Origin of the sequence: Pseudovibrio denitrificans JCM 12308 (assembly GCF_001310815.1) — a bacterium.
Lineage (GTDB): Bacteria > Pseudomonadota > Alphaproteobacteria > Rhizobiales > Stappiaceae > Pseudovibrio > Pseudovibrio denitrificans.
Genome location: NZ_BAZK01000010.1, coordinates 139,842 through 162,137 on the forward strand (window position 1 = coordinate 139,842; position 22,296 = coordinate 162,137).

A 22,296-nucleotide genomic window follows, 5' to 3' on the forward strand; every position below is an offset into this window, starting at 1 on the left:
TTTTTGCTTATCTTGGTGTAATCACAAGCTCTTTGTTGCCGAGCGTGATTTTGCCAAGCCTGTTCAACGCAGACATCCCTAAAAGCACCTGCGAGAGCGCTTCATCTTTAAGGATAAGACTTTTAACGTTGCGTATATGAATTGAGCCCAAATAGAGATTTGAAATTGAGGCTGTTGCACCAGAGGTGATGCCGTTGGCGGTGCGCACTTCGACAGTGAAGTCTTCATTGCGGACTCGGATGCCAGCTTTACGGGCGATACTGTAAGGAATAGCGAGCAGACTTGCGCCAGTGTCGATCAGGGCCTCGGTCTTATGACCGTTGATCTTGATGGAAGCCATGAAGTGGCCATTGGCAGCTTTTCTGATCCGGGTCGTGCGTTTGGTTGTCTTGGTCGGCTGGGCGTCAGGCTTAGGTTCGTGAACCTCAACAACACCCAGCAAACGCTCTTCCAGCACCTTTGGTACGATCAGTGCGGCGCAAACAACAACAACCATGACCCAGATATATCGTTGCACGTGCTCCCCCGCTCCCTTTGGGCAGCATAGCATCCCGGTCTTTCGCCGTGTTCAGAGATCGCTCAGCGTTTTGCCCATTACTTTTCATAGGTATACAGCCGAGCCGAAGAGAAAGGCAAGAATTCTAATTAAAAACCGAAGAATTCCGGAGATCTACCTAGTCATCAGGTACAGGCAATTGCAGCAGCAAATTCTGTCAGGCGAGTTCGGTTGAGGCGACCATTGACGCGGACCCCGCTGCAGACATCGACACCGTATGGCTTCACAGTTTCAATCGCTTCGATGATGTTTTGCGGCGTGAGACCTCCGGCGAGGAAGACTGGTACATCCAGCTTTTCAACGATATGGCGGCTCAGGTCCCAGTTGTGGGTTCGGCCTGTTCCGCCCAGTTCATTTTCCAAGGGGCGACCAGAATCGAGCAGGACCGCATCAGCAACACGGCCATATTCCTGTGCAATTTCAAAGGAGTATTCGTCTTCTACATGAACAACCTGAACGATGCGCGTGCTTGCAGGGAGATCAAGACGTAGCTCCTGATATTCGCCGGGGTCGATTGGGCTGACGATCTGGACTGTGTTGGTTCCACAGGTCAGCACATGTTCGACGATTTCCCGTGCAGTTGTACGGGATGTGAGGAGCCAGGTGGCAACGGCAGGTGGGATTTGCCGGGCGATGTTGAGAATGAGATCATCCTCGATCACGCCGGGGCCGGAGGGCATGTGCGCGACTAGGCCGACAGCATCGGCACCACAAGCAACGGCTGTGGCTGCTTCGCCGGATGTTGAAATACAGCACACTTTCAGACGGGTACGAGCATTGTTTGGCATTCCATCATCCCCTTCCGCTTATCGCCTTTAAACGGCATGCACCTCATAAGGGACGAATACACAGTTTTGCGGTGCGTATCGTCTCCGGTATTTCTGTCTGTATTTCTTGAGTGTCCCTACAAGAAAAAAGCGCCAGACCTGAGGTCTGACGCTTATAAACCAAGAAAGTTTATTTTGTACCGTACATCCGGTCACCGGCGTCGCCCAGACCCGGTACGATGTAGCCCTTCTCGTTGAGCTTTTCATCGATGGATGCGGTGTAGATCGGCACGTCCGGGTGCGCTTCGTTGAAGCGCGCAACACCTTCAGGAGCTGCCAGCAGACATACGAACACCATGTTCTTCGCGCCGCGCTTTTTCAGGCGCTCAACAGCGGAGATCGCGGAGTTTGCAGTTGCGAGCATTGGGTCAACAACAATCACCAGACGCTCGTCCAGTTCCTGTGGTGCCTTGAAGTAGTATTCAACTGCTTCCAGAGTCTTAGGATCACGGTAGAGACCGATGTGCGCAACACGAGCGGACGGGATCAGTTCCAGCATGCCTTCCAGCAGGCCGTTACCAGCGCGCAGGATGGATGCAAAGCAGAGCTTTTTACCAGCCAGAACAGGTGCTTCCATTTCAGCGACAGGCGTGTCGATGGTCTGGGTGGTCATCTTCAGGTCGCGTGTTACTTCGTAGCACAGCAACAGAGAGATTTCGCGCAGCAAGCGGCGGAAGTCCTGCGTCGGAGTTGTTTTTCTCCGCATGTGGGTCAGCTTATGCTGGACAAGCGGGTGTGCGATTACGGTTGCGCCGGACATCGTGTTCCTCTTTTTCAACTGTCGGGTCTTTTATGTGCACCTGCCGTTTGTCAGCATGTACATGGCAGTGCGTGTCTTATGTTCGGCACCCGATATGGACGGGTGCAATTGACTTCAGGTTATAGATCAAAAAACCGTTCCATCACTGATAATCATCAGGGGTGGAGATCCATCACCTCGTTTTTCAAGGGCAATCTGTCGTCCTGCTGCCCAGGAGCCACCTTCCAACACACATGCCAGAGGAAGCTGGTCCCGAGAGACAGACAAATCTGCCCGAATCCAATCGGCGAGCTTATCGAGGAGAGCGATCGTCAGGGCTCTCCATTCAACAACCAGCTCGCTACTTACTTCGTGCTTGTTCAAGGACTGTTGTGGGTCTTTCAGGCGTAGTACGCCTGTGTCCAGAAACAGTCCGCCGTTGCGATACTCAGCAAGGCCGGTCAAACCATCAATGTTTGCCATCTCAATACCAGCCCACGAGAGAGGTTCAACTAAAGAATAGGCAATCCATTGAGAAAGTTTGTGAAGAGGCACCAGATTGTCAGTTTTATCCTGAGCTGTGACCTTTGAATGGCGCCAGGTGTCGCCCAGGATCACACCATCGATCTGCTCACGGTTGGGCCAGATCGGCCCCAGACCATCCAGAACCACTTCCAGAATGCGTTCAGCATCCAAAGGACCGCTCTGCCCTTCTTCATAGAGGACATCGAACAGCCCGCCCGGACGTGGCTCATCTTCCTTGCCAAACAGATCGTCACGGAGAGAGACGGCCTCCCCTAAGCGGTTCAATAATGACAAGCGACCATCCAGCCCAATGAGCTGGTTTTTGTCTGTGACCTGAAGACCCTCTGCGAGTTCGTCTTTGTCCAGGCGGAACAATGTGACGGCATCTGCCCGAAGTGGGTCCAGCGGCTCATCGGAGAAGAAACCAGCAGAGAACATGGCCAGTGAGCCGATAGCCAGACCTTCAGAATGCTTGAACGTCTCGCCGGTGATGGCTTCGCGGTACTTCCAGTTTTCGCCTGCAGCGGCATCAAGCAGGGCTGAGACAATCGCTAGGTCAAAGGCAGCACGGCCCATGCCTTGCACGTCTGAAAAGCGGCGCGCCCCAGCCAGCATGGCCCAACGGTCGATGCCACCGGTTTCAAAATGGCGCCAACGCGCATGAAACGGGATCTGCCTGTCAGGATAGCTGTTGTCGGTCGCTGCCAGCGTTCTGCGGGCTGCTTCTGCAAGGTGCGAGAGATCAACGGCAAAGTGCTCAAGTTCGCCCTGCAATCCCAGCTCCAAAAGCATGTGTGAGCGTTCACGTACAGCTTTTGCGTTGAGCAAGGACAAAGCCTGCGATGCTTGCATCTCCATCTTCGTCGTTTCCTGTCGTTTTGCCATGTGAGGCCCGAAAGCACTCGTGTTTCTGGTTTGCCGGAGTGGTCTTATGCAATATCAGCCCGAAGCCTAAATTGCCCTCGTGGCCTACACTATAAAGCCCGCACCTTTTTATGGAGGTACGGGCTTTTTTCAAGCTACGCTCTGAGGTTTTGAGCATAAGAAACCCGGCTATGCCAGTTTTCCCGCTTATGCACACTCAACTCAAGCAAAAACTCATGCTTCTTCAGTTAAAGTGTCCAAACGCTTTAGAAGAACCGCACGGGTTTCCTCATCCACGAAGGCTGCTTCCAGCGCGTTCTTCGTGATGGATTTCTGGATGTCGCGGGTCCAACCAAACACACGAGAGGTTTCCACGTATTCGTGGCCCAAGGTCGTGTGGAAGAATGGCGGGTCATCGGAGTTCAAGGTGATGCGGACACCAGCCTGACGCAGCATGTTCACCGGGTGGAAACGCAGGTTGGAGTAAACACCGAGCGCGATGTTGGAATGCGGGCACACCTCAAGGGTGATTTCCTCATCCACCAGACGTTGAACCAGTGCTTCATCTTCAACAGCGCGGACACCGTGACCAACACGGGTGATCTTCAGGTAATCCAGTGCATCGCGAACGCTTTCAGCTCCGCCGAACTCACCCGCATGTGCGGTGAGGCCCAGACCTGCTTCGCGCGCCATTGCGAAGGCTTTTTCGAAGTCCTTCGCAGGGCCGATACGCTCATCGCCTGCCAGACCGAAACCGGTGACCATTGGGTGCGGGTTGTCGATGACGGCTTTGATTGCGCCTTCAACGGACTCAGCACCTTCATGGCGTACGCCGAGAGGTACAAGGCGGCCTTCGATACCGGTGTCTGCTTTTGCGCGCTCAAGGCCAGCGACAAGGCCTTCCAGATAGGACTGGTAGCTCAGGCCAGCTTTAACAGCGTGGTCCGGGGAGATGAACACTTCCGCGTAGATCACGCCTTCTGCAGCCAGCATTTTATAGTAGGTTTCAGCGAGTTCTGCGTAGTCGCCAGGGCGACGGAACAGGGATGCGGCTACATCGTACTGCTGAATGAAGGTGGTAAAATCATGCCAGCTGTAGGCTCCGTTGGTGTCGAACAGATCACCCAGATCTACATCATAGCGTTGAGCCAGCTTTCTTACGAGCGTTGGAGGTGCAGCACCTTCAATATGACAGTGCAGTTCAGCGCGTGGCACCACATTCTGCTTTGGTCTCATTTCTTAAAATCCGTGCATTGGCTTGTCTTTAGCCCGAACAATCCAGTTATCGTCCGACCACTTTGCTGTACCGTCTACCATATGAACTGCATAGGCGTGACGGGATTTGTCAGAGCGGTTCGGAGCTGACTTGTGCGGCACCAGTCCGTGAAGGATGACGAGGGTTCCTTTCGGGGCGACCAACGGTGCAGCGTCTTCCTCAGATTTTTCGAGTGGGGTTTCGTCTAGGGTTTCCATCACGAGGGCTTCGCCGTTGTAATGGAAGCGTTTGCGCAGTGGCCCTTTGTGGCCGCCTGGTACGCCATACAAACCACCATTGGTTTCATCCGCATCTTCCAAAGCGAACCAGAAGCCTGTGCAGGTCAACGGCGCTGTGTGGAGGAAGGTGGAGTCCTGATGGTTGTTTACTTCGCCACCAATGTGCGGCGGCTTGAAGATGTACATGGACTGCGCGAGCAATGGCTCTACCAGCCCAACATCTTTCGCAACACGTTCCATCTTGGGGGAACGTGAGAACTGTTCAAACACCGGGTCATAGTCATGGAGGGCGTGGCCCACCTTGTTCAACGCCTGATGCTTGTCCTTTGTCAGAGCACCATTTTCATCAAATGCCTCAGCCTCAAAGAAGAAACGGATCTTATCGCCGCTTTCGCGGAAGTAAGCGTCCTTCGCATGGGATTGGGCATTGGTTTCGAAAACGGACGCAACCGATGACGGGTCGAATTCATCAATCAGTTGGTTCATGCGTGCTTTGAGCTGATCGCATTCTTCCGGAGATGCAAATCCTTCAAGAACGAGGAAGCCATCTTCTTCAAACGCCTTCTTCATCTCCGGCGTTAAGCTTCCATCTTGCTGTGCAGTAAACTTGCGAGCCTGCATGCTGCATTCCCCTCTAATGTAACACGACGGATGCCTCTCCCTGCATCCTTACCATTTGCAAATCATAGGCAATTCGGAAATATATCGCGGTACACTAAACCGGGCAAACGGAGCTTGCCCGGCTTATTTTCAAATATGCCGGCTGGATCTACAGAAAACTCTTTCCGTTTTCGCCAGCTGAAATACCAAGATGCTTGGCAACAGACTCACCGATATCAGCAAAAGTCGGGCGTTTTCCGATGTCGGAACCCTGCTCGCCTTTCACCAGAGCCAGCACAGGCACGTGCTCGCGGGTGTGGTCTGTGCTTTCCAGGTTGGGTCACAACCATGGTCAGCAGTCAAGACCAGCAGGTCGCCGTCGTTCATCTTTTCGATCATCTCTGGCAGACGCTTATCGAAGTGTTCCAGAGCTGCGGCATAACCCGGCACGTCACGGCGGTGGCCGTAGAGCATGTCGAAGTCAACGAAGTTAGAGAACACAAGGTCTCCGTCTTTCGCCAAGTCCATTGCTTCCAAAGTGCGGTCAAAGAGCTGGTCGTTGCCAGCGCCCTTCAGCAGTTTGGTGATGCCCTGAGCTGCATAGATGTCAGAGATCTTGCCGACTGCAATCACCTGACGACCAGCATCTTCCAGACGGTCCAGAACAGTTGGAGCCGGAGGAAGAACAGAGTAGTCGCGACGGTTTGCAGTACGCTCGAAGCCAGCTTCTTTAGATCCAACAAACGGACGGGCAATCACACGACCGATGTTGTAATCGTCCACCAATGTGCGGCACTTCACGCAGAGGTCCAACAGGCGCTCAAGGCCAAAGCTCTCTTCGTGTGCTGCAATCTGCAGAACGCTGTCCGCAGAGGTGTAGATGATTGGCTTGCCGGTTTTGACGTGCTCTTCACCGAACTCTTCAATAACGACAGTACCGGAACCATGTGTCAGGCACAGAACGCCTGGCAGCTCACCCACTTCGATGATCTTTTCGACCAGCTCAGCAGGGAAAGATGGGTTTTCATCAGGGAAGTAGCCCCAGTCGAAAGTGACTGGTACGCCAGCGATTTCCCAGTGACCGGATGGTGTGTCTTTGCCGTTGGAAACTTCAGCAGCAAAACCCCAATGGGATTCTGGAGTGCCGGAGAAATCCAGACCTTTAACGTCTTTGCCAGTGGATGCACGAGCGGCAGCGCCCAGTCCAAGACGATCCATGTTAGGCAGAGACAGAGGACCGCTGCGCAGACCTTCTTTATCGCCTTTACCTTCTGCACATGCATCGGCAATGTGACCGAGGGTGTCGGAGCCGACATCGCCAAACTTGTCAGCGTCGTCGGCTGCGCCGATACCGAAGCTGTCGAGTACACACATAATTGCGCGTGGCATTCGCGTTTCCTTAAGTCTTTGGAGGACAGCTCTCAGTCAGATAATGTCTGCTCTAATGAGGTGAGAGGCTGTCCTACCAGTTAATTATTGCTGCGCTGATTAAGGCGCAATACGGTCACGGATGGTGTCGAACTCTTTGACGTCCGCTGCAGAACCGAAGGTGTAAGCGTCACGCAGAACTTTCTCTGCACGCTCTACCTGATCTTCGGTGTGTGCATGGATGATAGCGATTGGAGTTTCGCTATCTACGGATGTGCCAACACCAGCGATGTCTGTGAGGCCAACAGCAGGATCGATTTCGTCCGCTGCTGCACGACGACCACCGCCGAGTTCAACAACTGCAAGACCAACTGCACGTGCATCAACACCAGTAACCAGAGACGCTTCCGGCATGTAAACTGGACGCTGGATCGGAGCCTTCGCAAGGTATGCTTCTGGCTTCTCCATGAAGTCGTTAGGACCGCCGAGTTCACCGACCATCTTGCCGAAGAGTTCAGCTGCCTTACCAGAGGTGAAGGCTTCTTCCATCTTCTTCTTACCGTCATCAACGGAGTCAGCAAGACCTGAGTTGGCAAGACCTTCTGCACCAATTGCAACGGTCACATCCCACAGACGATTGTCGACGTGGGTGCCTTTCAGGAAGTCTACAGCGTTCTGAACTTCGATCGCGTTACCAGCTGCAGATGCCAGAGACTCGTTCATATCTGTCAGCAATGCGGTGGTTTTAAGACCAGCGCCGTTTGCAACAAGAACGAGGCTTTCAGCCAGAGCTTTTGCGTCTTCGTAGTTCGCCATGAATGCGCCGGTGCCCCACTTAACGTCGAGAACCAGAGTTTCAAGGCCAGCTGCCAGCTTCTTGGAGAGGATGGATGCGGTGATGAGATCAATGCTCTCAACAGTCGCGGTCACATCACGGATACCGTAGAAGCGCTTGTCAGCAGGTGCGAGGTCACCAGTCTGGCCGATGATCGCACAACCAACTTCACGAACAACCTTGCGGAACAGTTCGTTGGATGGTTTTGCAGAGTAGCCAGGAATGGTTTCCAGCTTGTCCAGAGTACCACCGGTGTGGCCGAGGCCACGACCGGAGATCATTGGAACTGCAGCACCGTTTGCAGCCAGTGCAGGTGCGAGCATCAAAGACACGTTATCGCCAACACCACCAGTGGAGTGCTTGTCAACGATTGGTGCTTCGATGTCGGACCAGTCGAGAACGTCACCGCTGTCACGCATGCCGAGGGTCAGAGCGACGCGCTCGTCAACGCTGAGACCTTTGAAGAACACAGCCATTGCCAGAGCAGCAACCTGTCCTTCAGTTACGCTGTTATCGGTGATGCCCTTTACGAAGAATTGAATTTCTTCTGCAGTCAGGACTTCGCCTTCACGTTTCTTACGAACGATTTCTTGAGGAAGCATATCAGTAGGTCTCTTTAGTGTCGTTATCACGGCCTTCGATGCCAGCGAGCACTGCGTCGAGCAGGCACTTGCGCCGAAACGGAACGTTGCTGAAGATACCCAGTTGCTGCCCATCAGTTCGTCAGCCAGTTTCAGGTATTCAGCTGCTTCTTCTACAGTGCGCACACCACCAGCTGGCTTGAAACCAACTACACGGTGATCTTCCTTGGAAGTTTCACGCAGAACATTGAGCATGATTTCTGCAGCTTCGAGAGTCGCGTTGACTTTCACCTTGCCTGTGGAGGTTTTGATGAAGTCTGCACCCTGCGCAATAGAAATTTCAGAAGCCAGGTGGATCAGACGAGGATCCTTCAGCTCACCGGTTTCAAGGATAACCTTGAGCTGTGCTGGAGCCGGAATTGCGTCACGAACCTGTTTGATCTGATCTTCAGCGAAACCACGACGGCCTTCAGCGAATGCGCGATATGGCATGACGAGGTCAATTTCGTCCGCGCCGTCAGCGAGAGCCTGTTTGGTTTCTTCGATCACTGCTGCTGTGTCTTCACCGCCAGCCGGGAAGTTTACAACGGTTGCGATGCGAACCGGAGAGTTCTTCAGCAGTTCAGCTGCCTGCTTAATAAAGCGAGGCCAGATGCAGATGGCTGCAGTGTGCCCGTAAGGTGTAGAGGAGCGCTCAATAAGTGCTGCTACATCTTCTGCGGTGCAGTCATCGTTCAGGTTGGTTAGATCGATAAGTCCTAGAGCACGCTTTGCTATTTCTTTTGTTGATGCTTCGGTCATTTTGCCAGTTTCCTTCAAGCCATGTTTTTGAGGAAGGCACGCAAAATCTTTTTGATCTTGGCCGCTCCAAGCGGGGCCATTTCCTTGGTTTCATCATGAGAGAGGCCGTGGGCTTGTAGGCCAGCTCCCATATTGGTGATGGTGGAGATTGCTGCGACGCGCATGCCGAGGAAGCGAGACATAATCACTTCCGGTACGGTGGACATGCCAACGGCATCAGCACCGAGCACCTGAGACATGCGAATTTCTGCCGGGGTCTCGAAAGACGGACCGGAGAACCACATGTAGACGCCCTCTTCGAGATCTTCACCAACTTCAGCAGCTGCTTTTTTGAGCTGCTCACGAAGCTCTGGGTCGTATGCGGCGGAAAGGTCGAGGAAACGACTCTCGTCTTCTTCGCCGATGAGCGGGTTCAGACCAGACCAGTTGATGTGGTCGTTGATCAGCATTGGAGAACCCGGTTTGATGTTTTCACGCAGGGAACCCGCAGCATTGGTTGCAACGATTGTTTCACAGCCAAGTGCTTTGAGGGTCTCAAGCGGAGTGCGCATTACGGATGGGTTGCCGCTCTCATAGTAGTGTGCACGACCGGACAGAATAACGACCGGAACACCTTCCAGAGTGCCTGCAACCAGCTCACTTGCGTGCGCGGTAACAGAAGAGACAGGGAAACCGGTGAGGCGGTTGTATGGAACGCGTACTGCGTCTTCCACTTCCTCAGCCAGGGAACCCAGACCAGAACCGAGGATCATCCCAACTTTGTAATCACCTGGGCGAGCAGCGCGTACAATTTCCGCTGATTCCTTACCAAATCCGCTCATAATCAATCCTCAATCTGTTCATTCAATTCAAAGCCAGCAGGCAGCAGTTCTTCCATGGTGAAGGTTTTACGCAGACCTTCTAGATTGGCTACATGGATCTTGATCTGCTTGTTGCTCGCAAATTCCGAAAGTTTTTGACGACAACCACCACATGGTGTGCACAGCGCGGCGTCTGCCAGAACTACAACTTCATCAATTTTGGAGGAGCCACCGCGGATCATGGCCGCGATTGCTCCGCCTTCAGCACAGGTGCCTTCCGGGTAGGCGCCGTTTTCGACGTTACACCCGGAGACCACTTTGCCATCAGAGGTGAGCAATGCAGCGCCCACCTTGAAGTTGGAGTATGGCGCATAGGCGGTTTCTCGCGCCGCCTTTGCTTCTTCGAAAAGCTTGTCAAATGCGCTCATTATTATTGTCCTTATGTACGCTCTTTAACGTAAGGGATACCAGATGCCTTCGGTGGGATTGCGCGACCGATGAAGCCGGCAAGAAGAACCACAGTCAGCACGTACGGCAGAGCCTGGAAGACCTGAACAGGTACTTCGCCAATTCCAGGAATTTCCTGGCCCTGAAGACGGATTGCCAATGCATCAAGGAAGCCGAAGAGGAGACAGGTGAACATGGCGTTCACTGGCTTCCACTTAGCGAAGATAAGAGCTGCCAGAGCAATAAAGCCCTTACCCGCACTCATGTCCTTAATAAAACCAGCGCCCTGCGCAACAGACAGGTAAGCACCGGAGAACCCGCAGAGAATACCACAGATGATTGTCGCACGGTAACGTAGCAGTGTTACTGATAGACCCGCAGTATCAGCAGCGGAAGGGTTCTCGCCTACTGCGCGAAGACGCAGGCCGAAGCGTGTTCTGAACACGATCCACCAGGTCAACGGTACGGCAGCAAAGGATGCATAAACCAGGATGTTGTGACCGGAGATCAGATCTGCATAGATCGGGCCGAGCACAGGGACGTTCGCCAGAGTATCAGCGAATGGCAATGTAATGCTTTCAAAGCGTGTTGCTGGAGACAGCGCCGGAGTCCGACCACCTTGAGAGAACCATGCCTGACCAAGCAATACGGTCAGACCAGCTGCAAGGAAGTTGATCGCCACACCAGACACCACCTGGTTACCGCGCTGGCTGATGGATGCATAACCGTGCACCAGTGCCAGAAGAACGGAAACGATGATGCCCGCAAGAAGGCCGATCCATGGGCTCTGGAAAACATAGGCCGCTGCAGCTGCTGCGAATGCAGCGCCGAGGATCTTACCTTCCAGACCAATGTCGACGATACCGGAACGCTCTGAGAACAGGCCAGCAAGGCACGCAAACAGAAGAGGAGTTGACAGGCGGAATGTACTGTCGAGAACAAGAATGATTGTGTCTAACATGTCCGTCTCCTTAAGCTTCTGCTGTGTTTGAAGAGAAGCGATCGAAGAACGCTACGACTGCTGGGCGGAACATATGCTCAAGTGCACCAGCGAAGAGAATAACCAGGGCCTGAATGACCACGATCATGTCGCGTGAGATTGTTGGGATTTCGAACGCCAGTTCTGCGCCGCCCTGATAGAGCAGACCGAAGAGCATGGACGCAAGGATAATCCCGATTGGATGTCCTCGTCCCATCAGCGCAACCGCGATACCAACGAAGCCAGCACCACCTGCAAAGTCGAGAAGCAGGCGTGTCTGCTCACCCATCACAACGTTGATGCCCATCAGACCAGCAAGAGCGCCGGAAATCAGCATGGTTACAACGGTGATGCGAACCGGAGAGATACCAGCGTAGGACGCTGCATCAGGTTCTTACCAAAGCTGCGGATTTCGTAGCCGAGCTTGGTGTGCCAGATGAGAAGCCAGACAACCACACAAACTGCGAGAGCCAGGAAGAACGCCAGGTTCACAGGAGACTGACCGAAGTCGAAGCTTGTGAAGACGTTTCTGAGCAGCGGAAGCTGACCGCCTGCCTCGAAGTTACGGGAGGAAGGAGACATGGTGCCTGAGGGATCAGGACGTTAGACAGCAAGTACACCATCAGCGCGGATGCGATGAAGTTGAACATGATTGTCGTAATAACGATGTGGGATCCGCGCTTTGCCTGCAGATATGCTGGGATGAATGCCCAGGCTGCGCCGAAGAGCGCGCCGCCTGCGATTGCAAACGGGAATGTGATCCACCATGGAACGAAACGGTCCATGGCAAGACAGACCAGAGCGATACCCAGACCGCCTACGTAGCCTGACCTTCACCACCAATGTTAAACAGACCAGCATGGAAGGCGACTGCCACAGCCAGGCCGGTAAAGATAAAGTTTGTTGCGTAGTACAGGGTGTAGCCGATGCCTTCACCGTAACCCAGAGCGCCCCATACGAGCCATTTAACAGCTTCGAACGGGTCTTCGCCAATTACTACAACCACCAAGCCAGAAACGATGAATGCCGCGATCAGGTTGAGGGCCGGTAGCAGACCGTAATCAACCCAACGAGGAAGTTGCCCCTTACTCATTTCTGTGTTCCCCCAAATGTCAGGTCAAAGCAAATATTATTGTGAAACAGGTTGTTCATGATCATTCTGCTGCCTCTTGATTGACACCAGCCATGAGGAGACCAAGATCCTGCTCTGTTGCTTCGGCCCCACGCTCACCGACCACGTTGCCATCAAACATGACAATGATGCGGTCTGAGAGAGAGCGAATTTCGTCTAGTTCTACGGATACGAGAAGGACTGCTTTGCCTTGGGCACGCATGTCCATGATCCGGTTATGGATGTACTCAATCGCACCGATATCAACACCACGGGTTGGCTGACCAATCAGCAGAACGTCCGGATCGCATTCGATCTCGCGTGCCAGAACGATTTTCTGCTGGTTACCGCCTGAGAATTTCGCGGCTGCCATTTCAGTGGTTGGAGGACGGATGTCGTACTTCTCGATGCGTTCGTTTGCTTCCTTGCGGATCGCGCCCTTATCGAGGAACAGACCTTTTGAGTACTTTGGTTCGCGATGGTAGCCGAGAATGGAGTTCTCGTACTCAGCGAACGCGTTGATCAAGCCCATACGGTGGCGATCTTCCGGCACGTGGCTCATGCCGCGCTGGCGCATCTCTGCTGCATCGTGCGGTTCGGAGAGATCCAGTTTCTCGCCAACCAGTTCCATCTTACCGCTTTCAGCGCGGGTAATACCGGAGAGAGCTGCAAGAAGCTCTGACTGACCGTTACCGGACACGCCTGCGATACCAAGAACTTCACCTGCGCGTACTTCGAAGGATACGTCCTTCACGCGCAGAACACCGCGCTCGTCGCGTACGTTGAGGCCTTCCACTTTGAGGAGAGGCTTGCCAACTTCCACTTCAGGCTTATCAACTTCGAGGAGAACACTGCGGCCTACCATAAGTTCAGCCAGTTCTTCCATGGAAGTTTCTGCAGTTTTGCGTGATGCAACCATTTCACCGCGACGCATCACGGAAACCGTATCGGTTACGTCCATGATTTCGCGCAGTTTGTGGGTGATCAGCAGAACTGTTTTGCCCTGATCGCGCAGAACGCGCAGGATGCGGAAGAGGTGATCAGCTTCAGCAGGTGTGAGCACACCTGTAGGCTCATCAAGGATGAGAATGTCTGCACCACGGTAAAGAGCCTTCAGGATCTCTACACGCTGCTGCAAACCAACTGGCAATTCACCCACGACTGCGTCTGGGTCAATTGTCATGTCATATTCGTCTGCCAAACGCTTAAGTTCGCGACGTGCGTTTGCGACACCGTCTTTCAACAGTGCGCCGCCCTCAGCGCCAAGAATAACGTTTTCTAGAACTGTGAATGGATCGACGAGCATGAAATGCTGGTGCACCATACCGATGCCCTGCGCAATCGCGCTCTTCGAATCAGGAATAGTGGTTGCCTTACCATCGACTTTAATTGTTCCGCTATCGGCGTGATAAAAGCCGTAGAGGATCGACATCAAGGTGGACTTACCCGCTCCGTTCTCACCAATGATCCCGTGAATGGAACCTTTTCCAACGACAAGGTCAATGTCCTTGTTCGCTTGAACAGGCCCAAAACTCTTACTTACGCCAATTAACTCGATGGCAGGTACATTGCTTTCAGCACTGTTGCCCGGCCTTTCTGGTCTATCAAATCAATAACTTGCGCATCGATCTTATTCCCTGCTTTCGAAGTACACCGTTTCAAAAGCTTTGCCCCACCCCCAGGAGAAGCAGCGAACAGATCCCAATGCAGTTTCCTCGTTTCCCCCTCAACCTTCGCTCCCAAAGGCTGAAATCTCTACGTGGACTGCAGGGGCGCAAGTCCCTCATAATTTCCTTCAGAACGTAAAAGCTCCAAAGAAGTGGTCGTCCCGAAGAACAACCGTAAGCGAAAATGCCCACACCAGGTAGTGCGGGCACTTCTATTAAATTAGAACGGGCAGGTAGAATCCACCATGTAATCGTGAACTTCTACTTTGCCAGAAATAATATCCATCTTCGCCTGCTCAACTGCAGACTTCATATCTTCACTGATGAGCGGCTTGTTGTACTCATCGTAAGACCAGGAAACACCATTCTCAGCAAGGCCGAGTACTTCAACACCAGAAGTCCACTTGCCTTCCTGTGCGTCGGTGAGTGTCTTATCGACAGCTACATCTACGCCTTTGATCATGGATGTCAGAACGGAACCTGGGTGCAGGTGGTTCTGGTTGGAGTCTACGCCGATACCCAGCTTGCCTTCGTCAGCTGCTGCCTGAAGAACACCAGTGCCGGTGAGGCCAGCTGCGTGGAACACAACGTCTGCGCCGCGTGCGAACTGAGAGCGTGCAAGCTCACCACCCTTGAGTGGGTCAGTCCATGCTGCGCCGGTGGTTCCAGTCATGTTTTCAATGACTTCAATATCAGGCTTTGCGTATTTCGCACCCTGCTTGTAGCCACATGCAAACTTGCGGATCAGCGGAATGTCCATACCACCAACAAAACCAATGGTGTTGGATTCAGTTGCCATTGCTGCCAGCAGACCAACCAGGAACGAGCCTTCGCCTTCCTTGAAGACGATGGAACGCACGTTTGGCAGGTCTACAACTGCGTCAACGATAGCGAAGTGCGTGTCAGGAAACTCTTTCGCAACTTTCTCCAGCGCTGCTGCCTGAGCGAAACCAATCGTGATGATTGGGTCGAGGCCACGACGAGCGAAGTTACGCAGAGCCTGTTCACGCTGAGATGGATTCTGGATCTCAAAATCGCGGAACTTTACGCCTGTGCGTTCTTCAAACTGCAATGCGCCTTTGTAAGCAGCTTCATTGAAAGACCGGTCATTACGACCGCCGAAGTCGTAAACGACTGCGGGCTTGAAAGTTTCTGCCATTGCTCCTGTCGTCATGACGGCTGCCAGGGCAACTGCACCGAGGATTGTTGTGGTTTTCACGGTTTCTTCCTTATTATAGTCTTTCCTTAGAGCGGAAAGGGCTCTTCCTTAAAAGAACGGGCTTCCAACTTATGCTGTTGTTTCGAGCTCGTTCTCTTTCAGCAGGCCAGCGAGTTCTCTGGCCAATACCTCGTCGATGATCAGATCCTTGATGATACCGGTCGCAAGTGCCGCCAGTGTTGCTTTCGCTTTGCGGTAACCGCCAACGATTGCGACGACATGCGCCTTACGGACTTCATCAAAGTGCAATCCGACTGCTTTTTCGTTTAGAGAACAGGACACTTCATTGCCGTTAATATCGACAAAGCGGCCCATCACGTCAGAACACGCGCCGCTATCCAGCAGTTCTTCGCGTTCTTCTGAGGTAATCAGCTTGCGCTGTACCAGGTGACCTTCCTTCTCTACAGATCCAATGCCAATGATGAACAGCTCAGCAGCCTTCGCTTTGGAGAGCAGTTCCTGCACTGCGCCCTGAGAAACGAAAGTGTCTCTTTCTGCTTTAGTTTCAGCGATATAAGGAACAGGAAGGTAGAAACCTTCACCGCCGGTTTTTGCGCAAAGCTGCTGCACAACGTCATATGGGTTGGCAGAGAGGCGGCGGGTGAGCGAGCCGGATACAGACAGCAGCTCAAGCTCAGGAAGGTGGACACGAGGCATAGCCTCGATGGTGGACTGGAGCGTCCGGCCCATACCTACGCCGATACGCTTAGGCGGGTTTGTTGTAAAAAGTGAATGAAGATATTGGCCTGCAAATGATGAAACTGCGGTGAAAGAGTCGGCTTCGTCACCGCTGCCAAGATCTGGAGCAATAAAGCAATTTTCCAGATTCATTCGCTTACAGAGAAATTGTTCTAATTCAACGCATTCAGAAGGCCGGGCTTCGATATGAAATTTTATCAAGCCTTCTTTTTGAGCATGTGCTATTAGGCGATGAACCTTTGCAGGAGAAACCCCAAGGCGGCCAGCAATCTCCCCCTGAGTGCTTCGGCCAATGAAAGACATCCAAGCGGCTCTAATGGCCAAAGATGTGGTCCATTCGTCTGCTTCATGGTCTAGCCTCTTATATTCCTATATGGTTTTCTGGAGATTCCTCCAGAATCCATTCCCAAATTTCCGTCTGAAATGCCCAGTTTCAGAGCTTCTGAGCACTCCCCCAAATCAGAAAAGAATATTTCTTCACGAGGTGAGAAATATTTCAAACACACATTTGCATTAGGTGAAACGGAAGGTCAAGGAAATAAAGGTCGCGATTTGCAGAATCTTACTGCTAGCTAACTAAACCACTGTTTTTGCCATACTAATAAAATCAAATAGTTTCGATTCAAGTACTTGCGGAAATTACTTAGGTGTCGACTCACTCTGAGAGACCAAATCGCAAAGCGATCATGAAGAAATTAATCAACTTTATGTAACATTTGATCAACTCTGAATATTAGTGAAATAAACAAAATATTTTCAACGCGCTAACTCGGTGATCATTTGTCGCCGCAAAATCTTCAGATTGCGTTTACTGGCAAATCAAACAGTTATTTTCGACAGAGCCAGCTTAATACAACCCTATATATATCAATGCTAGTGAATGGTCTTCCACATTCATGGATGACCTAAGGAATACTATGGATGTAACCTGTTTTCGTTAGCTCAGTGCCGATTACAGCAAAATAAAAAAATTGAGGTGGGGAGGTCGTGACCGGGACACCCTGAACCTTGTAAAAAAGGAGGCTGAAAATGCGGCCCATGTGCACAAAGACCCTCAAAGCGATTGCGGGCGCATTCGCACTTGGTGGTTTCTTGTTCTCAACCCCCATCCTGGCTAATTCTAACACTCATGCATCTTTGAATTTCGACATGTCCAAGGAAGTGGATCTTGAACTGGTTCTGGCCGTGGACATTTCGCAAAGTATGGACCCGGAGGAACAGCGCGTTCAGAGAGAAGGGTATGTTGCGGCACTGACATCTGACGAGGTGCTTGATGCGATCAAATACGGCCCCATCGGTCGCATTGCTGTTGCCTATATGGAGTGGGGAGGCAAGGATGAGCACTTTGTTGTTGCGGACTGGACCGTCATTTCAGACAAGGCATCGGCTGGCAAGTTTGCTGGCAAAATCGCGGAGGCTCCTTTGCGCCGCGTACAGCGTACCTCCATTTCCTCGGCTCTGACGCAAGCGGTCAATCTGGTTACGGCCAATGAGTATAACGGCATGCGTCGTGTCATCGACATTTCTGGCGATGGTCCGAACAATCAGGGTAGTGCAGTGACCGAAGCGCGCGATGCTGCGATCGCGCAAGGTGTTACGGTCAATGGCTTGCCACTGATGCTGAAGGAAGAGAGCATCTCCTGGCAGTCCATGCTGCATCTGGACCATTACTATGAGGACTGTGTCATAGGCGGTCCGGGCGCATTTTCGATTCCCGTGCGCTCCAAGGAAGGCTTCAGTGATGCAATCCGCATGAAGCTTGTGTTGGAGATTGCTGGTCTTGTCGATGACCAACCCAAGTTCATCCGCGCCAAGTCCCGCAGAGATACGGTGATGTGCTCACTGTTTGACTAATGCACTCAGGCTCCGAAAGGTTTCGGAAACCTGTGCATGACCTGCTGCCGTTTGTCGCCGCTCAAATAACAGGCACAAACGGCGCAAGTTGTCTCTTTCAAACCCTGTCAAGACGCGCTAAAGGATAAGTAATCCCAAGAGGCTTAGAGCATGCCGCGTACATTTTCAGGCAAGCTCTGAGCTTTTGTTTGTGCGTGTCCCAGTCCGAATTAACGGATCCACCTACGGGATGCGCTCCAGCGACGTGTTGACGGAGCCAAAATGACTGAGCGTAGAACTCTCGCCCTTATCGCCCACGATGCCAAAAAAGATGAAATGGTCGCGTTTGCCAAACAGCATGAAAGCAAACTGGCGGACTATAAGCTTTTTGCGACGGGTACAACGGGTGGCCGTATTCAGGATGCATGCCCTTCTCTGGATGTAGAACGCATGAAAAGTGGTCCGCTCGGTGGAGACCAGCAGATTGGTGCGATGATTGCCGAGCGTGCGCTGGATGGTCTGTTCTTCTTTGTCGACCCGCTCTCCCCTATGCCGCATGATGTGGACGTGAAGGCACTGATGCGTCTGGCGCTTGTCTATGATATTCCGATGGCTCTGAACCGCAGTACTGCAGACATCATTTTGCGTTCTGCACGTCTTGCGGGGCTCTCTACCTCTTCCCAGACACCAGAAATTTCCAGCCAATAATAAAGTCACACTTATAAATGCTGCACTCTGCTCCGCTTACAAGAAACCTGCCCTATCCGGTCCTTGTCGCTGACATCGGCGGCACGAATGCCCGCTTTGCGCTGATCGAAGGCCCTAATGAACCGACCAAACTGTGCGGTCAGGAAGGGACGAAAGCGCATGCGACTATTCAGGATGCCATTCGTGCCGGTGTGCTGGACCAAGGTTATGCTGCTCCACGCTCTGCTGTTCTGGCTGTCGCGGCTCCTGTTTCCAGCGACCGGATTGCGTTGACCAATGCCAGCTGGGTGATTGAGCCCCCTGCTCTGATTAAAGAGCTTGGGCTGGAGCAGGTTGTTATTCTCAACGACTTTGAAGCACAGGCGCTTGCCCTACCTTCCCTCTCACCAATGGATGTTGATCAGGTGGGCGGCGGTGAAACTATCCAGAATGCGACCAAGTTTGTCGTTGGGCCGGGCACCGGGCTTGGCGCTGGTGCGATGATCCGGTCTTGCGGCAAGTGGATTCCGGTTCCGGGCGAAGGCGGTCATGTGGAACTTGGCCCACTCAGCGAAGAAGAGTATCGCATCTGGCCGTACATCGAGCGCATTGGTGGCCGTGTTGGCGCTGAACAGATTGTTTGTGGCGCTGGACTGGTTCGCCTTGCCAAAGCCGTTCTGCAGGCAGACGGCGTTTACCGCACCTATGAGAAGCCATCTGATGTGCCTTTGGCAGCAGATGACGGGGATGAGGTTGCGCAGAAGGTGCTGCGGCTGTTCTGTGCTGCACTTGGCCGTGTGGCTGGTGACTTTGCCATCACCAATCTGGCGCGCGGTGGTGTGTATCTGGCTGGCGGCATTCCGCCAAAGATCTCGCATTGGCTGCACGGTGGTGAATTCCGGGCTGCTTTTGAAGCCAAGGCACCGCATGAAGGCATCATGAAGTCCATTCCGACTTACATCATCACACACAAAAGCCCAGCCCTTGAAGGCCTTGCGGCTTATACCCGTGCGCCAGATGAGTATCTGGTGGACCTGACGGGCCGCAGCTGGCACCGCAAGGACACCAAGACCGCGGACTAAGTCAGGGCCTAAATTCCAATTTGACTGGAAGCAGCTTTGCATAGATTAAACACTAAAGCAGTTCGCATTTTAGTTGACACAGGTGAACTGCTTTAGCTTTTTTGACGCCTACATTTTGCGGAGCCCATGACGTCTTCCTCTTTGCCAATCGAAGCAATCCTGCCGGATCTACTCACAGCTCTTGAGCAAAACACCAATGCAGTGCTTGTTGCTGAGCCGGGTGCAGGTAAAACAACGCGCGTCCCGCTGGCTTTGCTGGATGCACTGGCGGGAAGATGGCAAGATCATTGTGCTGGAACCACGCCGCCTTGCCGCCCGTGCTGCTGCACGGCGCATGGCCCATACGCTTGGTGAGAGCATTGGCGAGACTGTCGGTTATCGCGTGCGCATGGATAGCAAGGTTTCCACGAAGACCCGCATTGAGGTGGTGACCGAGGGTGTCTTCACCCGCATGATCCTTGATGACCCGGAACTTTCCGGCGTGGCTGCTGTATTGTTCGATGAATACCATGAGCGCTCCATGGATGGTGATCTGGGCCTTGCGCTTGCTTTGGATGTTCAGGAAGCTTTGCGGGATGATCTGCGCATTGTCCCAATGTCTGCAACGCTGGATGCGGCAGAGGTTTCCAAGCTGCTGGATGATGCGCCGATCCTGAAGAGTGAAGGCCGTCAGTATCCGGTTGAGACGCACTACATTGGCCGCGATCCTCGTGGCCGGCTGGAAGATCAGATCGCGCGGGCCGTTCGGTCAGCTCTTGCAGAAGAGACAGGCTCCGTCCTTGTGTTCTTGCCGGGACAAGGCGAGATCAAGCGCACGCAGTCCTTGCTGGAAGGACGTGTTGGCGCGGATGTGGACATAGCTCCGCTTTACGGTGCACTGGATAGTAAAGCGCAGGATCTGGCTGTTCGCCCAGCCAAGACTGGACGCCGGAAAGTGGTACTGACCACGGCGATTGCCCAGACCTCTTTGACCATTGAAGGCGTGCGCATTGTTATCGACTCTGGCCTTTCCCGCGTCCCACGCTATGACCCACAAACGGGGCTGACCCGTCTTGAAACCGTGAAGGTCTCCCGCGCAACTGCTGAGCAGCGCAAGGGCCGTGCGGGCCGCGTTGAGCCGGGTATCTGTTATCGCCTTTGGGAAGAAGCACAGACCAAAGCGCTACCTGCTGCTGAAAAGCCTGAGATTTTGGAGAGTGACCTCTCCGGCTTGGTGCTGGATGTGGCAAACTGGGGTGTTGCTGATCCTGCGCAGCTGAGGTTCATGACACCGCCTCCTGCTGCTGCCTGGTCTGAAGCTAAGGAACTGCTGGAAGAACTGGATGCGCTGAACGTGGACGGTAGCCTGACGAAAGCAGGGCGTGATCTTGCTGGTCTGCCATTGCATCCCCGCCTTGGGCATATGCTGGTTCAAGCCGCACAGGAAGATCAGGCAGAACTGGCGTCTCTGATTGCTGTGATCATCGGTGAGCATGGATTGGGTGGGCGATCAACGGACCTGCGTGATCGTTTGCGCCGGTTGATGCAGGACCAGAGCCAACGGGGTAAGGAAGCCCGAGCACAAGCGAAGCGCTGGGTGAAGCTGGTTGGCGGGCAGTCTTCTCAGCGCGCCAACTTTGAGGATGCAGGCGACATTCTGAGCCTTGCCTATCCGGACCGCATTGCACAGCAGCGTGGTGCTCGGGGCAGTTTCCGTCTTGCCAATGGCCGAGGTGCGCAACTGGAAGAGAGCGAAGCGCTTTATGCGGAGAAGTTTCTCAGCATTGCGGAAATTACCGGCACAGCTGCTCGCGCTCGTATTCTGCTGGCCGCTCCACTTTCTTTCAAAGAACTGGAAGCCCGTTTTGCCTCGCACATTCGCGAGAAAGAGCACGTTCAGTTTATGCCTGATGGTGTCATCAAGGCCGTTCGACAGCGTGTGCTCGGCAAGTTGGTCTTGGAAGAAAAGAAGATCACTGATCCTGATCCGGAAGCCATCACCGATGCGCTGCTGGAGCAGATTGCTCGCAAAGGCGCAGTTCGTCTGCCATGGAGCAAGGATCAGCTGCGCTATCGCGGACGGGTGAACTATCTGCGCAGAACCGCCGGAAAAGAATGGCCAGACCTAAGTGATAAGGCGCTGGATGCTGACTTTGGTTGGCTGCGTCCATTCCTTGCTGGAAAGACTGCTCTTTCACAAGTGGACGCAAGCACGTTGGGTGATGCGCTGTCTACGCTTGTGCCGTGGGAGTTGAGCACAGAACTGGACAATCTGGCACCCTCTCACTTTGTGGTGCCAACAGGATCACGCATTCCGATTGATTATGATGGCGAACAAGGGCCAATGCTTTCCGTTCGGGTACAGGAGCTATTCGGACTTGCTCAGCATCCAAGTATTTGCGGCGGAAAGATCCAGCTGGTGTTGCAGCTGCTCTCCCCTGCCCAGCGGCCAATTCAGATCACCAAGGACCTGCCGGGGTTCTGGCAAGGATCATGGCAGATGTGAAGGCTGATATGAAGGGGCAGTATCCAAAGCATCCTTGGCCGGATAATCCGCTGGATGCAGAAGCGACGCGTCGGGCAAAGCCGCGCAAGTAGAGTAA

General features: G+C 53.2%; 16 protein-coding genes and 4 pseudogenes. 4 read left to right on the top strand and 16 right to left on the bottom strand.

The features are described from left to right. Positions 1–7 precede the first annotated feature (7 nt). From JCM12308_RS15140 to JCM12308_RS15215, 16 genes and pseudogenes are all read right to left on the bottom strand, one after another. The gene (locus tag JCM12308_RS15140) at positions 8–517 is read right to left on the bottom strand and encodes a retropepsin-like aspartic protease family protein (protein ID WP_208609125.1); all 510 of its coding nucleotides are present in this window, start codon (positions 515–517) and stop codon (positions 8–10) included. Positions 518–681: 164 nt separating this feature from the next. Continuing rightward, positions 682–1,344: a phosphoribosylanthranilate isomerase gene (locus tag JCM12308_RS15145; protein ID WP_054784317.1), complete on the bottom strand. Its 663-nt coding sequence runs from the start codon at positions 1,342–1,344 to the stop codon at positions 682–684. A gap of 169 nt (positions 1,345–1,513) precedes the next feature. Beyond that, positions 1,514–2,143, bottom strand: a complete 630-nt coding sequence (gene upp / locus JCM12308_RS15150; protein ID WP_008552496.1) for a uracil phosphoribosyltransferase — start codon at positions 2,141–2,143, stop codon at positions 1,514–1,516. 126 nt (positions 2,144–2,269) lie between these two features. Beyond that, the gene (locus JCM12308_RS15155) at positions 2,270–3,532 is read right to left on the bottom strand and encodes a DUF1688 family protein (protein WP_128647420.1); all 1,263 of its coding nucleotides are present in this window, start codon (positions 3,530–3,532) and stop codon (positions 2,270–2,272) included. Between the two features lie 213 nt (positions 3,533–3,745). Next, entirely contained in the window at positions 3,746–4,747 is a 1,002-nt protein-coding gene (locus tag JCM12308_RS15160; protein ID WP_008552500.1) for an adenosine deaminase, read from the bottom strand. Positions 4,748–4,750: 3 nt separating this feature from the next. Continuing rightward, entirely contained in the window at positions 4,751–5,626 is an 876-nt protein-coding gene (locus JCM12308_RS15165; RefSeq protein ID WP_014283873.1) for a phytanoyl-CoA dioxygenase family protein, read from the bottom strand. Positions 5,627–5,774: 148 nt separating this feature from the next. Then, a pseudogene (locus JCM12308_RS15170) lies at positions 5,775–6,994 on the bottom strand (phosphopentomutase). Between the two features lie 99 nt (positions 6,995–7,093). Next, positions 7,094–8,410, bottom strand: a complete 1,317-nt coding sequence (gene deoA, locus JCM12308_RS31575; RefSeq protein ID WP_008552418.1) for a thymidine phosphorylase — start codon at positions 8,408–8,410, stop codon at positions 7,094–7,096. Between the two features lie 156 nt (positions 8,411–8,566). Further along, positions 8,567–9,190, bottom strand: a pseudogene (gene deoC, locus JCM12308_RS31580) (deoxyribose-phosphate aldolase); the annotation flags it as partial. Between the two features lie 14 nt (positions 9,191–9,204). Further along, complete coding sequence (locus tag JCM12308_RS15180; protein WP_014283870.1) at positions 9,205–10,011, bottom strand: purine-nucleoside phosphorylase; 807 nt, start codon at positions 10,009–10,011, stop codon at positions 9,205–9,207. Positions 10,012–10,013: 2 nt separating this feature from the next. Then, positions 10,014–10,418: a cytidine deaminase gene (gene cdd, locus JCM12308_RS15185; RefSeq protein ID WP_008552457.1), complete on the bottom strand. Its 405-nt coding sequence runs from the start codon at positions 10,416–10,418 to the stop codon at positions 10,014–10,016. 11 nt (positions 10,419–10,429) lie between these two features. Further along, entirely contained in the window at positions 10,430–11,398 is a 969-nt protein-coding gene (locus JCM12308_RS15190; RefSeq protein WP_008552286.1) for an ABC transporter permease, read from the bottom strand. 10 nt (positions 11,399–11,408) lie between these two features. After that, positions 11,409–12,509, bottom strand: a pseudogene (locus JCM12308_RS15195) (ABC transporter permease). A gap of 61 nt (positions 12,510–12,570) precedes the next feature. Next, entirely contained in the window at positions 12,571–14,085 is a 1,515-nt protein-coding gene (locus tag JCM12308_RS15200; protein ID WP_054784319.1) for an ABC transporter ATP-binding protein, read from the bottom strand. Positions 14,086–14,414: 329 nt separating this feature from the next. Then, complete coding sequence (locus tag JCM12308_RS15210) at positions 14,415–15,413, bottom strand: BMP family lipoprotein (protein WP_008552342.1); 999 nt, start codon at positions 15,411–15,413, stop codon at positions 14,415–14,417. A 69-nt stretch (positions 15,414–15,482) separates the two neighbouring features. After that, positions 15,483–16,415: a sugar-binding transcriptional regulator gene (locus JCM12308_RS15215; RefSeq protein WP_014283869.1), complete on the bottom strand. Its 933-nt coding sequence runs from the start codon at positions 16,413–16,415 to the stop codon at positions 15,483–15,485. Positions 16,416–17,141: 726 nt separating this feature from the next. Between JCM12308_RS15215 and JCM12308_RS15220 the strand changes: the two genes are divergently transcribed. The 4 genes and pseudogenes from JCM12308_RS15220 (at position 17,142) to hrpB (ending at position 22,291) form a co-directional block, all read left to right on the top strand. Next, entirely contained in the window at positions 17,142–17,966 is an 825-nt protein-coding gene (locus tag JCM12308_RS15220; protein WP_208609126.1) for a DUF1194 domain-containing protein, read from the top strand. A gap of 261 nt (positions 17,967–18,227) precedes the next feature. Further along, positions 18,228–18,653: a methylglyoxal synthase gene (locus tag JCM12308_RS15225; RefSeq protein WP_008552320.1), complete on the top strand. Its 426-nt coding sequence runs from the start codon at positions 18,228–18,230 to the stop codon at positions 18,651–18,653. 17 nt (positions 18,654–18,670) lie between these two features. Next, positions 18,671–19,714, top strand: a complete 1,044-nt coding sequence (gene glk, locus JCM12308_RS15230) for a glucokinase (protein ID WP_054784321.1) — start codon at positions 18,671–18,673, stop codon at positions 19,712–19,714. A gap of 126 nt (positions 19,715–19,840) precedes the next feature. After that, a pseudogene (hrpB, locus tag JCM12308_RS15235) lies at positions 19,841–22,291 on the top strand (ATP-dependent helicase HrpB). The last annotated feature ends 5 nt before the right edge of the window (positions 22,292–22,296 follow it).